The 12351-nt window shown below is 54.0% G+C and carries 8 protein-coding genes; 6 read left to right on the forward strand and 2 right to left on the reverse strand.

Translation table 11 applies throughout. The features are described 5' to 3' along the window. Positions 1-46: 46 nt before the first annotated feature. Both V4U88_RS16875 and V4U88_RS16880 read left to right on the forward strand, forming a co-directional pair. A complete protein-coding gene (locus V4U88_RS16875) occupies positions 47-2725 on the forward strand; it encodes a LuxR C-terminal-related transcriptional regulator (RefSeq protein ID WP_334074425.1) in 2679 nt (892 codons plus the stop codon). Between the two features lie 105 nt (positions 2726-2830). Beyond that, a complete protein-coding gene (locus tag V4U88_RS16880) occupies positions 2831-3757 on the forward strand; it encodes an NAD(P)-dependent alcohol dehydrogenase (protein ID WP_334074426.1) in 927 nt (308 codons plus the stop codon). A gap of 50 nt (positions 3758-3807) precedes the next feature. Here V4U88_RS16880 and V4U88_RS16885 read toward each other — a convergent pair whose 3' ends face one another. Both V4U88_RS16885 and V4U88_RS16890 read right to left on the reverse strand, forming a co-directional pair. Beyond that, the gene (locus V4U88_RS16885) at positions 3808-5397 is read right to left on the reverse strand and encodes a response regulator (protein ID WP_334074427.1); all 1590 of its coding nucleotides are present in this window, start codon (positions 5395-5397) and stop codon (positions 3808-3810) included. Further along, positions 5375-7156, reverse strand: coding sequence for a sensor histidine kinase (locus V4U88_RS16890; protein ID WP_334074428.1), 1782 nt, complete (start codon positions 7154-7156; stop codon positions 5375-5377). The genes V4U88_RS16885 and V4U88_RS16890 overlap by 23 nt, the downstream gene beginning before the upstream one ends. A gap of 167 nt (positions 7157-7323) precedes the next feature. On the opposite strand from V4U88_RS16890, the gene V4U88_RS16895 reads away from it, so the two are divergent. From V4U88_RS16895 to V4U88_RS16910, 4 genes are all read left to right on the forward strand, one after another. Then, positions 7324-8862 carry an extracellular solute-binding protein gene (locus V4U88_RS16895; protein WP_334074429.1) on the forward strand — a complete coding sequence of 513 codons (1539 nt, stop codon included), beginning with the start codon at positions 7324-7326 and terminating at the stop codon, positions 8860-8862. A gap of 107 nt (positions 8863-8969) precedes the next feature. Further along, positions 8970-10403, forward strand: coding sequence for an ABC transporter substrate-binding protein (locus tag V4U88_RS16900; protein WP_334074430.1), 1434 nt, complete (start codon positions 8970-8972; stop codon positions 10401-10403). 128 nt (positions 10404-10531) lie between these two features. Next, entirely contained in the window at positions 10532-11446 is a 915-nt protein-coding gene (locus V4U88_RS16905; RefSeq protein ID WP_334074431.1) for a carbohydrate ABC transporter permease, read from the forward strand. After that, a complete protein-coding gene (locus V4U88_RS16910; RefSeq protein WP_334074432.1) occupies positions 11446-12333 on the forward strand; it encodes a carbohydrate ABC transporter permease in 888 nt (295 codons plus the stop codon). The genes V4U88_RS16905 and V4U88_RS16910 overlap by 1 nt, the downstream gene beginning before the upstream one ends. Positions 12334-12351: the final 18 nt, after the last annotated feature.

A 12351-nucleotide genomic window follows, 5' to 3' on the forward strand; every position in this document is an offset into this window, starting at 1 on the left:
TGGAGTTTTGTTGACGCCGCAGAATCGCAAATTTTATAATTTAAATATGACGATACCCATGATATCCACCAAAATACAGATCCCCCCGGTTCGCCCGAACACCGTGGCCCGTCCGCGTCTAACAGAGCGATTAACCGCGGGCGTGCATCGCAGGCTTAGCGTGGTTTCCGCATCCGCCGGTTATGGGAAAACGACCCTGATCAGCGAATGGGCTCGCCGCTGCGGAAGGCCAATCGCCTGGTTGTCTCTGGATGAAGGAGATAACGATCCCGTACGCTTTTTCGCTTATCTTACGGCTGCCTTGAAATCGGCCGGGGCGAAGTTTGAATCAGCCGCGTTCGGTTTGCGGCAGTCCCCCCTGCCAATGCCCATCGAATCCTTAGTGGCACCCCTGCTTGAAGAAATCGCCTCCATTCCGCATCCCTTTATCCTCATTCTCGATGATTACCATGTCATCCGGGACGGAACGATCGACGGAGCAATAGCTTATCTGCTCGATTATATGCCGCCACAGATGCACCTCGTCATCGCGACCCGTGAAGAGCCGCGTCTGCCTTTAGCCAGATTGCGAGTCCGGGACCAGCTTATCGAACTTCAAACCGCCGAATTACGGTTTTCCCGCGAGGAAACCGCCGAATTTATGAACAATACGGCGGAATCCCATCTTTCGGCTGCCGATATCGGCGTGCTTGAATCCCGGACGGAAGGTTGGGTTGCCGCTCTCCAACTGGCTTCCTTATCCATGCGGGGGATGGAAGATCCCTCGGCCTTCATTCGTTCCTTTTCGGGCAGCCATGCTTACATCGTCGACTATCTTCTTGAGGAAGTGCTTCAGCGGTTAAGCGATGAGATCCAGACTTTCCTGCTGCGCACCTCCATTCTCGACCGGTTGTGCGGGCCTCTATGCGAAACGGTTCTCGGTTGCCGGGTTAGCGGGGGGAATGATGCCCCTGCCGTTTCCGCACAAGCCATGCTGGAACGCCTCGAAGCCGCCAACATTTTTATCGTGCCGCTGGATAACGAACGGCGATGGTACCGATACCATCAGCTTTTCGCGGATCTGCTGCAAAAGAAGCTGTGGGACGGCACCGCACGGAACGAGGAACACGGCAAGGACGGCGTGGCCGACCTGCATATCCGCGCCAGCGAATGGTACGAAGATCAGGGCATGGAGTTTCAAGCCTTCCAGCATGCCGTGGCTGCGGCGGACACCGGACGCGCCGCACGTCTCATGGAGGGAGAGGGGATGCCGCTGTTGTTCCGTGGAGCGGTAGCGCCTGTCTTGAATTGGCTCCGTTCGCTGCCCGGCGATGAATTGGATGCTAGGCCTTCGCTTTGGGTCATGTATGCTTCCGCACTGCTTATGACGGGACAAATGAACGAAGCGCGACAGAAATTGAAGGCTGGGGAACTCGCCTTGCCAAAAGCCGAAGAAGATGAAACGTCCCGGGATCTGATCGGACACATCGCTTCCATCCGCGCCACGCTGGCCGTGAGCGAGCATCAGGTGGAAACCATCCGGACCGAGTCGCTTCGCGCCCTGGAATTTTTGCATCCGGATAATTTACCGGTACGCACGTCCGCTATCTGGACGCTCGGGTATGCTTACCAGCTCCAGGGCGACCGCGCCGCGGCGGGCAGGGCATATGCCGAAGCGCTTTCGCTAAGTCAGGCGATTGGGCATACCACGATTGCCATGATGGCTTCGCTTGGTCTCGGCATGATGCAGGAGGGCGACAACCGGCTTCATGAAGCGAACGAGACGTATATGAACACGCTGAATTTGGCGGGCGAACCTCCACCGCCGGCGGCTTGCGAAGCACATTTGGGCTTGGCCCGCATAAGTTACGAATGGAATGACCTGGATTCCGCGATGCGGCATGTCGAGAAGAGCATCGGACTCGCCAAGCGGTTCGATCAATCGGACAGAACCGTGGCGGGTGAAGCTGTTCTCGCCAAAATCAAGCTCGCTCGGGGGGAAGCGGCGGAAGCGGCTTCGATCTTGGCGAAGGCGGAGCAAAGCGCCCGTGATCAAAATTTCGAAAAACAACTGCCGTCCATTACCGCCATGCAGGTGCGGATGCTGATTCGCCGGGGGAATTTGGCCCGGGCGGCTCATTTGGCGCGGAAGCACCGGCAGCAGTACAGCCTGGTCCGCGTGCTCCTCGCGCAGGGAGATGCTGCCGCCGCATTAAAGGAACTGGAGCCGCTGGAAAGGGAGGCCGAGGACAAGGGCTGGGAAGATCAACGGCTGAAGGCCAAAATTCTGAAGGCGGCTGCTCTTGGAGTGTATGGCGATCATCCCAGGGCTGTCGAACAACTTGCGGAAGCCTTAACGATGGCCGAGGCTGGCGGCAATATCCGGAGTTTTATCGATGAGGGCCCTCCGATGTACGAGTTATTCCGTCATGCGGCGGGAAGCCGCGGCATAGCGCATGACCTGGCCGGGTGGATCGTGGTTTTTGAGAATGAAGCTGCGGACGGCATAGTCCGTTCCCATATTCCTGCGCGAAAACCTGCCATGCCTCCGATCGAGCCGCTAAGCGAGCGGGAACTGGAGGTGCTGCGGCTGATCGCCCAAGGCCTGTCGAATCGGGAAATCAGCGACCGGCTGTTTATCGCACTCCCTACCGTGAAAGGGCATAACCGGATCATTTTTGACAAACTTCAGGTAAAACGGCGGACGGAGGCGGTCGCGCGCGCCCGCGAATGGGGACTTCTTTAACGATATCGTGCTTGATTCTCCCCCTTAAAACCATACTTTAGTATCTGCAATCCTCTACCGCAAAGGGCTATACTTTTTGAAAAATGGCCGATGGGGGAAAAATCGATGAAAGCGATGATTTGCACCAATTACGGATCACCGGATGTTCTTCAACTGACGGAGGTTCAGAAGCCGGTTCCCAAGGACCATGAAGTTCTGGTCAAGATTCACGCGACAACAGTGGCGTCCGGGGATTTAAGAGTTCGCAGCTTTAACAGTCCTTTGTTGTTCTGGATTCCGATGCGATTATTCTTAGGCCTGAGAAGGCCCAGAAAAGCGATTCTCGGCGTTGAACTGGCGGGGGAAGTTGAGCAGGTTGGAGCGGGGGTAACGCAATATAAGCAAGGGGATCGGGTTTTCGCCTTAACCGGAATGAGATTCGGGGCTTATGCCGAATACACTTGCCTGCCGGAAGACAGCGTAATGGCTCCAAAACCGGCCAATGCAACCTATGAGGAAGCGGCGGCCGTTCCAATGGGCGGAACGAATGCTTTGTATTTTTTAAGAAAAGGGAATGTCCGGAGCGGCCAAAAAGTCCTCATTTACGGAGCTTCCGGAGCGGTCGGCACGATGGCCGTTCAACTGGCAAAATTCTTCGGCGCGGAAGTGACCGGGGTGTGCAGCGCCGCCAATTTGGAGTTGGTCAAATCATTGGGCGCCGATAAGACGATCGATTATACGAAGGAAGACTTTACGAAGCACGGAGAGCTTTACGATCTTATTTTCGATGCCGTCGGAAAACTGAAAAAGTCGCATTCAAGCCGGGCCTTAAAGCCGAACGGCAAATACGTGACGGTGGACGGGCAGGGAATTTCCAAAGTCAGGCCGGAAGATTTGCACTTTCTGTCCGAACTCATGGAATCGGGAAAAATAAGAGCGGTGATCGACAGACGTTATCTGTTGGAACAAATTCCCGATGCTCACAGATATGCGGAAACCGGACGAAAAAAAGGAGCCGTCATCGTCCAGGTGGGGCAGGCCGGTGAAATTTAGCAGCGGGAGCGGGCGATCAAACATATAGCCCGACCCAAGGCTGCTGGACGCTATTCGCTAACACTGCGCCGGTATTCGCCCGGCGTTAAGCCCGTTATCTTCTTGAACACCGTACAAAAATGCGGATAGTTCGTAAACCCGACTTTCTCGGCGATTTCGTAGTTTTTAAAATCCGACCGCTGCAGGTAATCCCGCGCCTTCTGGATGCGCAGCATCGTCAGAAAGTCGAGGAAGTTTTCACCGGTTTGCAGTTTGAAGAGATGGCTCAGATAGCTCGGATTCATATGGACGTGTTCGGCTACCTTTTGCAGGGTCAGGTTTTCGCCGAGATGGTTATGGATGAAGGAAAGCGCCTTTTGAATATCCGGATGCTTGTTGGCCTGTCGGCCGGCGGCCGGCTTCTGCAGTTTGCCGAGCACGGCTTCGAGCTGGGCGTTCCAATGCTCCAGCGTGTCGCTGTATTCCAACTGCAGCCATTCCTGGCGGTTAAGCGGGAGCGCCATCCGTTCCAACAGCTCAATAATGTTCGCTTTCAGCTTGGTTGGCCGCGGACGTTTCTCCCGAACGAATGCCTGAAGCGACTGTAGTCCTTGAATGCGGCCCTCGATATTTTCCATGGACCATTGGGACAGTAATCTCTCCGTCAAGATCTCCCAATCGTAATCGGTATCGTGGCGCCATACCACGCGCTGATAGTCATGATGGAAATGCAGTGTGGCGCGGTTGTCATAGAATTGAATCTCCAGAGTTTGCAGTGCCTGCGAGATTCCCTGCTTGAGCATGGACAGTTCGGGAAAAACCGGACTGATGCCGCACAGCAGGGGGGTGTTCAAAAATTTACGGAACCACTGGTTTAGCGCATGATAGAGACCGTGAATTTGCGTTTCGGCTTCGGCTTTGCTCGCAGTAACCGGTTTCCGCACAAGGATGAACGCCTCGCCGTTGACATGGGGAAGGACGTCGCCCAGGACCTTCTCGCAGACGATTTCATAAATCGCTTGATTCATGGTAAACGAGATCAGCGAATGGTCGCTTTCCGGATACTGCGCAAAAATGGCCGACCGCTGCTGCAGGCGCACGCACAGCACGAAATACGGGGCCCGCTCGGGCCCGTCTCCGCTATTTCGGAGCAAATTGTCCGCTTCGCCCGAGTAGTTGAATACGCCGCGGCGGATTTGCTCCAGCATATGCCGGCGAATCTCCCAGATGTGCTCCTTCTGCAGCCGGTCACCAAGCAAAGCCCGCCGGTTTACATCCTTCTGTTTGATCACCGCATCTTTACAGCGCAGCAGCGTTTTTTCGATATCTTCGATATTCATCGGCGTCTTCAGCAGGTAATCCAGCGCGCCGGCCGACAACGCCTGTCGGGCGTACTGAAAATCTTTGTGTGCGGTCAGGATCGCAAAGCGAATGTCGGGGAAATCTCTCGACAGTTCGCCCATTAATTCGAAGCCGTCCATGACCGGCATCGTAATGTCGGTCACGACGAGATCGGGCTGATAGACGGCGCAGCGCTGGAGGGCCTGCTTTCCGTTCGCGGCGGTAGCCACGATTTCCATGCCAAGCGCATCCCAGCGAATATCGCTGCACAGGGCGTCCAGGACCATATATTCATCATCAACGAGCAGTACTCGCAGCATGTTCGTCTCCTCCCATCGGCAGGTTGGCGTCAGGAACGGCCGGAAGCGTGATCGTCACCGTCGTCCCTTCGCCTGCAATACTTTGGACATGGAGGCCGTACTCCGGACCGTAATGGAGCTGCAACCGTTCGTGGATATTTCTGATGCCCAAATGATAATAGGCTTTACGGCTCTCATTAGCGCCCGTCCGCAGCAGGGTGCCGAGCTTGCTCTCGGGGATGCCGACGCCGTCGTCGGATACTTCGAGTACCACGATCGCACCATTTTCCACGCGGCCGGTCAGCACGATCGTACCGCACCGGTCTTCCGCCAAAATGCCGTGAAAGATCGCGTTTTCGACCAGCGGCTGCAGCGTCAGCTTTGGAATCGTAAAGGCGTTGACGCTTTCATCCAACTCCACTTCCAGGGAAAACCGGCCGGGATAGCGCATGGACAGTAAATAAGCGTAATGCTCTACGCCTTGTGCCTCCTGGCGGATCGGGACAATTTCGTCGATTTTGTCCAGATGGAAATGCAGCATTTCCACCAGACTGGTAATCATGCGGTCCACATCGTCGGTTTCTCCCCGCCGCACGAGATAACTGATCGAATTCAAGGTGTTGTACAAAAAATGCGGCTGAATTTGTGCCTGCAGCACCTTCAGCTCGTATTGCTTTTTGCTCGTTTCGCTCTGAAGCAGTTCGTCCATCAGGCCTTTGATTTTCTGCACCATCAGGTTGAAATTGTGGACGAGAATGCCGATCTCCCCGCGGAAAGGCAGTGTAATGCGCGTCTGAAAGTCCCCCCGGCTGACCCTTTTCATTTGGCGAATCAGCATATAAATCGGGCGGGAGACGTAGCGGGACAAGTAATAGGAAATGACGAGGGACAGCATCACGCCGATCAGTCCGACCAGGAGCGTATAGAAGCGGATTTTGCCGATGCTGCTGTAAAGCTCCTTTTCGGGCAACACCGCCATAATCTGCCAACCCCAATTGTTGTTGCGCGCTCGCGATATGAACCATCCATTGCCGCCGGCGTCGCGGTAGTTCCATTCCTTCCGGTTCGCCTCCGCCAGGCGGACGAATAAACTTTCCTTGACGCGATATTCGTCATCAAAAGCATTATAGGTCACAAGCGGGTGATAAATGGAGATCGGCCGGAAGTCACGGCTCACGATCAGCAGGTCATCCGTTTGCGAGAAATCCCAGTGCCCGTAGCTGGACAAGATATTCTGCAGGTCAAGGTCAACCGCCAGCACGCTGTAGAACTTTCCGGCCGCATCGTAAATGCTCACACCGGCGGTGACGGTATGATCCGAAACGTCGGATACATACGGCTCCGACCAATACATCTGATCGCTCATCACCACCGCCTTATAGATGTCCGGGGCCATGCGGTGCCCTTTAATGTCCCATAAGTAGTCCGACGTACCGATGACCTTCAGGTCGGGACGGATCAAATACATATTTTTCAAATCCTGATTCCAGTACATAAGATAGCTCTCCATCAGCTTGATCGCCTCGTCGTCCGAAGCGGTCTGCAGCCGTTCGTCCCGGGACAATGCCAACAGGTTTCCTTGAAGCGTTTTCATGAACAAATTCAGATGGACCTCCGTGCGTTCCAGCAAATTCGCGACATAGCGGGTTTGCTGGGTCTTAAACGTATCCATCATGAAGTTTTGCGTTAAATACCAGATGATCACGATCAATCCGGCCATCCCGCAAAAACTGATCCAAAAAATTTTAATGCCGAGTCCCATCACTTTAACGTTAGCCATCAACAATGCTCCTTATATGGGAGTTGTTTTATTGTAACGCGAGTTTACTTGCGGCGAACCTTCGAATTTTTTGGATAAACGTTCGTATCTTTTGGAAATTAGGCGTCCACTTTGCACCACTATTATATCAAAATATAAGCAAGAAATTGACTTGAGGAGGTTTATGGATGGTCGCCAACCTAAAATGCCTGGGCATGCTGGCTCTCCTGCTGATAAGCACGGTGCTTGCATCCTGTACGGATCCCGCAAGGGAGGAGCCGCCGATCGTACTGGAGGTGGACCGATGGTATCCGTACAATGTGGAATTTCCCGATCCGCAAGAAGATTTGATTCTGCAAACGATTCGCCAGCGGTTGAATATCGATTTGCGGTTCAACTTCTCGACCGGAAGGTCGCAGGACTGGAGGACGAAGCTGTCCTCCCGGGTCGCTTCGGGCGATATGCCGGACATGATCTATTTTTTCAACATGATGGATTACCGGACCGCCCGCACGCAGGGGTACATCATGCCGCTTAACGAGGTGCTGAAGCCCGGTGATCTGCCGGAACATCTGGATTATATCACTGTAGATATGCTGAGATCGATCTCGGATGACGAGGGCTATTATCACGGAATCCCCAACCGGACCGGCCCCTCCGTGGAGGGCATGTTCATCCGCAGCGACTGGCTTGACGCGTTGTCGCTTGAAGCACCGCGAACCGTTCAGGAGTTTGCCGGGGTCGCCGAGGCATTCGCAAAGGGCGATCCGGACGGAAATGGCAAAGCGGACACCTACGGCTTTACCGCCGGGGGCTGCATGAGCTGTCAGGATTTTTGGGATCTAATCTCGGCCTTTACCGGCAATACGTCGCCGGATGAGTATTTGCTCGACGGGCAGCTGAAAGGGGGCTGGACCAGTCCCGCATACCGGGAATACCTGACTTTTATGAACGGATTGATGCAAAAAGGCGCCCTGGACCCGGACATGGCGACCAACGATTCCAATACAAAGCGGGAAAAGATCGTGCAGGGCCAGGTCGGCATTTTTCACTACACCGGCTACCCGTCCGAGCTGATGCAGCAGATGAAGACGCATAATCCGCAAGCGGAGATTGCCTACTTGCCGCCTTTGCAAGGGCCGGCGGGGACCGGCTCGCATTGGCCGATGATTCGTGTGCCCACGACCGTCGGCGTCACGGAAAAGGCGGGGAAGTCTCCGGAGAAGGTAAGGAAAATTATCGAGCTTATGAACTGGTATTACAGCGAAGAGGGACGGGATTTGATTCTTTACGGTAAAGAAGGTGTCAATCACATTCTTCAGGGCGGCCGGAAGCGGTTGCTCGAAGGCAAGCAGAATGAGTATCTGGAGGTCTACAGTTTAATCGGCCAGCGCAGCGTGTTTCTGGACGACGAAGACGTGATGCGGGCCATGTTCCCGGATCAGCGGCAGTTCGAGGTAGTGCGCAGTATGATTGATAACGGCGGCAAGCGGGGATCGGTCTATTCGATGGGGTACGCGCTGGAACGCGCCGATTTGATCGACGGGCTCAAGTCATTCCGCGAACAGATGGCGGCCCGATTCATATACGGCAATGAGCCGCTGGACGACCAAAGCTGGATGGACTACGTGGCAAAGCATGATCATGTGTATAACGGCGACACGGTTCGAGAAGCGATGATGAACGATTTACGGAAAGGCGGGTATTTGACGACCTACAAAAAATAGAAAGCGTTTACCAAAGAATTCGAAATCAAGTCCCTTCCTTTTGTACCTATAATGATTCGTAACTCAACACATCAATCAATCAACAACAGGGAAGGGGCTGGATAAGAATGAAACAGACCAAGATGATCATGTTGTTGGCGCTCGCGTTCATGCTGGCGTTGGCGGGATGCTCCGGCAACGGTTCGGGAGGAGGGAGCGCGAAATCGGAAGAGGGCGGATCCGCCAAAGACAATCCGGATGGAGCGGGGCAAGCCGAAAAAATCACCATTACCGTGCAGTACCCGCCGCCTGATCAGGAGGTGGACCGCAAGGCGATGGATGATAAAATCGCGCGGTTCCAACAGAAATATCCGAACGTCGTCATTGAAAAGAGCGACTGGTTCTACAGCGACGGAGGGGCGGCCACCTTGGGGCTCAAGCTGGCGGCCGGAGAGGCCCCGTCCTATTTCAACACGTACGCGACCGAGGCGAAGATTCTCACCGATAAAGGCTACGCCGCCGACATTACGCAATTGCTGAACGGCTACGACTTCAAGGATCAGATCAATCAGAAACTGCTCGATATCTTCAACATAGACGGAAAGTGCTATGCGATCCCGCAGGGCGGCTATGTGATGAGCGTCGGCATTAACGCCAAACTGTTCCGCGACAAGGGGGCCGAGCTTCCAGCCTACGATTGGACGTGGGAGGAACTGATCGACGCGGCCAAGTCCGTCAGTGATCCGGGCAAAGGGATCGCCGGCTTCGCGGTAGCCGGGCAGAGCAACGCGGCCGGCTGGAATTTGACGAACTTCATGTATCAGGCGGGCGATTTTGTCGAGGAAGTCAAGGACGGCAAGGTGACGGCAACGTTTAATTCCGCAGCGGGGTTGAAGGTGCTTGAACTGTACCGCGACTTGAGATGGAAGCACAATGTGCTGCCGGGCGACTGGAATCTGGCCAATCCGGATTTATCGAACTTGTATAAGCAGGGCCGCCTCGGCATCATTTTCCACTCCGGATCGCTCAACACGGGCATTAACGACGGCGGTTTTGCGCCGGAGGACGCCAAAATTTATCCGCTGCCCGGTATGGCGAAAGGCTCGCCGAACTATGCCATTACCGGGGGAAATTTCTTTGTGATTAACCCGCAGCAATCGCCGGAGCAGCAGGAGATGGCATTCAAGTTCATCACCTTCGATTACTTCCAGGACAGCGGCATCGAAAACGAGGAATTGAAAATTCAGGAACGCCAGAATAACAAGCAGATGCATATTCCGGAACTGATGCCATACTACAATCCGGATTCCGAGTATGCGCAGCGGATGAATGAAATGTACGCCAAATACCCCGGCGTTGTCTACGAATACGATCCCGAGTTCCTGAAGCTCTACAGTTCGAACGCAATGCCGGAGCCCCCTTTTCACGCGCAAGAATACTATGCGATCATGACCAAAATCATCCAGGAGATCTTCAGCAATAAAGATGCCGATCTGCGGGAGCTTCTGAAGGAAGGCGCGGACAAGATGCAAGCCGACTATCTGAACAAGGTTGAACTGTAGGCGGCCTGCCGGCGGGCTTGCGTGGAGTTCGCGAGAGGGCCAATAGAGCCAAAACGAGGCCTGTCCTTACCTCGCAGCTGGGCGGTTCGGATAGGCTTCCCAATAAGACGGAAGCGGGATGGTGGAGCATGAAGACGCAACTGGCCGCGCACAAACCGGCGAGCGGAAGCAGGTTAATTAAGCATTCGCGGCTTTATTTTTGGGGTTTGGTATTTCTGATTCCGGAAATTGTGATATTTTGTGTTTTTTTATGGAAACCGATCATCATGGGTGTTTATTACAGTCTGCACGATATTAATTTTATCCGCGGCAACACGTTTGTCGGCCTGCAAAACTACCGGGATATTTTCCAGGACGATGCGTTTTTTAAAGCGATCGGCAATACGCTCTGGTTCGTGTTCCTGGGTTTGGTCATGGGCTATTGGGTGCCCGCGGTTGCGGCAACCGCCATCTCGGAACTGCGAAAATTCAAGGCGACCGCGAGGCTCGTCGTTTACTTGCCGAATATCGTTCCGGCCGTCGCCTTATACGGAATGTGGCGATGGCTTTACGAGCCGATCGGTCCGATTAATGATTTCTTGTCGGTTTTTCAGCTGCCGCCGGTAGAGTGGCTGACGGACAAATCGGTGGCGATGTTCTCCATCGTACTCATGAACACCTGGCATTATTTCGGCTCTACGGCGCTAATCTACCTGGCGGCGGTCATGAATATCCCCAAGGATTTATACGAGGCGGCCGAGATGGACGGAGCGGGCATTTGGCAGAGAATCAAGCATATTACACTCCCGTCGGTCCGCCACATTTTTCTGCTGATGCTGATCATGCAGCTGATCGCCAACAGTCAATCCTACGAACCGCAACTGGCGATGACGGGCGGGGGACCGAACGAAGCGACCACCACGTATATGCTGCTGGTCGTTGACGGCGCCTTCAAGCAATTCGCCTTCGGCAAGGCATCGGCGATGGGCGTGCTGCTGTTCGTCACGCTGACGCTGTTGTCGATCTTGTTGTATGCGTTGCAGAGAAAAGGAGGAGACGAATAATGAAGGGTGATTCGCATCAGGAGCGGGGGATTATCTCCTTCCACGACATGCAGCGGAAAAGGGTGAAATTCGGTTACGGGGTGATGGTCGTTATGCTGGTGGCGGTAGCGTGGACGATGATCTATCCGTTCCTCGTCACGATCTTTAACGCCTTCAAAACGAAAACCGACATCTATACCTTCCCGCCAACGCTGCTGCCGAAAGAATGGGTGTGGACGAATTTCGGCGACATGCTGAAGTATGTGGATCTGGGCCGCCATATGGCAAATACGTTTCTGATTTTTGCGGGAAATATGCTGTTTGCCATTCTGTTCATCGGCCTGGCTGCATTCAGCCTGTCGCATTTAAAGATCCCATTCCGCAAAGCCTTTACCTTATTTTTTATGTGTACACTGATGATTCCTTCGGCGACGTACATGATTCCGAACTACTTAAACCTGCAAAGCCTCGGCCTGCTCGACTCCTACTGGGCGTTTTGGCTTCCGGCGGGGGCCAACGCTTTCTGGATCCTGCTGCTCAAGAGCTTTTTCGACGGCATCCATAAAGAATTGTTCGAAGCGGCCCGCATGGACGGAGCATCGGAGATCCGCTGTTTTCTGCAAATCGCTTTCCCGTTGTCGCTGCCGATCATTGCCACGATCCTCATCTTCGGCTTCACGCAAACGTGGAACGAGTGGTACTGGGCGGGCGTAGTCATCACAAGTCCGGAGAAATACCCGATCGCCTCCGTCATTTATAAATATGTGCTTTCGGGCGAAACCAACAATATCCAGGAAAACGTAAAGTTTGCGATCCTAACCATCGTCATGGTGCCCCCGCTCATTATTTTTGCCTTCTTACAAAAATACATTATCCGAGGCGTGAATTTGTCTTCTGTAAAAGGATGAACTATTCCAGAGTAAAGG

Origin of the sequence: Paenibacillus sp. A14 (assembly GCF_036864815.1) — a bacterium.
Classification (GTDB): Bacteria; Bacillota; Bacilli; order Paenibacillales; family Paenibacillaceae; genus Fontibacillus; species Fontibacillus sanfengchensis.

What these genes read in the sequence shown, in the direction of transcription:
- V4U88_RS16875 (WP_334074425.1), top strand. Translation starts at nt 47, where the DNA reads ATGACGATACCCATGATATCCACCAAAATACAGATCCCCCCGGTTCGC.
- V4U88_RS16880 (WP_334074426.1), top strand. Translation starts at nt 2,831, where the DNA reads ATGAAAGCGATGATTTGCACCAATTACGGATCACCGGATGTTCTTCAA.
- V4U88_RS16885 (WP_334074427.1), bottom strand. Translation starts at nt 5,397, where the DNA reads ATGCTGCGAGTACTGCTCGTTGATGATGAATATATGGTCCTGGACGCC.
- V4U88_RS16890 (WP_334074428.1), bottom strand. Translation starts at nt 7,156, where the DNA reads ATGGCTAACGTTAAAGTGATGGGACTCGGCATTAAAATTTTTTGGATC.
- V4U88_RS16895 (WP_334074429.1), top strand. Translation starts at nt 7,324, where the DNA reads ATGGTCGCCAACCTAAAATGCCTGGGCATGCTGGCTCTCCTGCTGATA.
- V4U88_RS16900 (WP_334074430.1), top strand. Translation starts at nt 8,970, where the DNA reads ATGAAACAGACCAAGATGATCATGTTGTTGGCGCTCGCGTTCATGCTG.
- V4U88_RS16905 (WP_334074431.1), top strand. Translation starts at nt 10,532, where the DNA reads ATGAAGACGCAACTGGCCGCGCACAAACCGGCGAGCGGAAGCAGGTTA.
- V4U88_RS16910 (WP_334074432.1), top strand. Translation starts at nt 11,446, where the DNA reads ATGAAGGGTGATTCGCATCAGGAGCGGGGGATTATCTCCTTCCACGAC.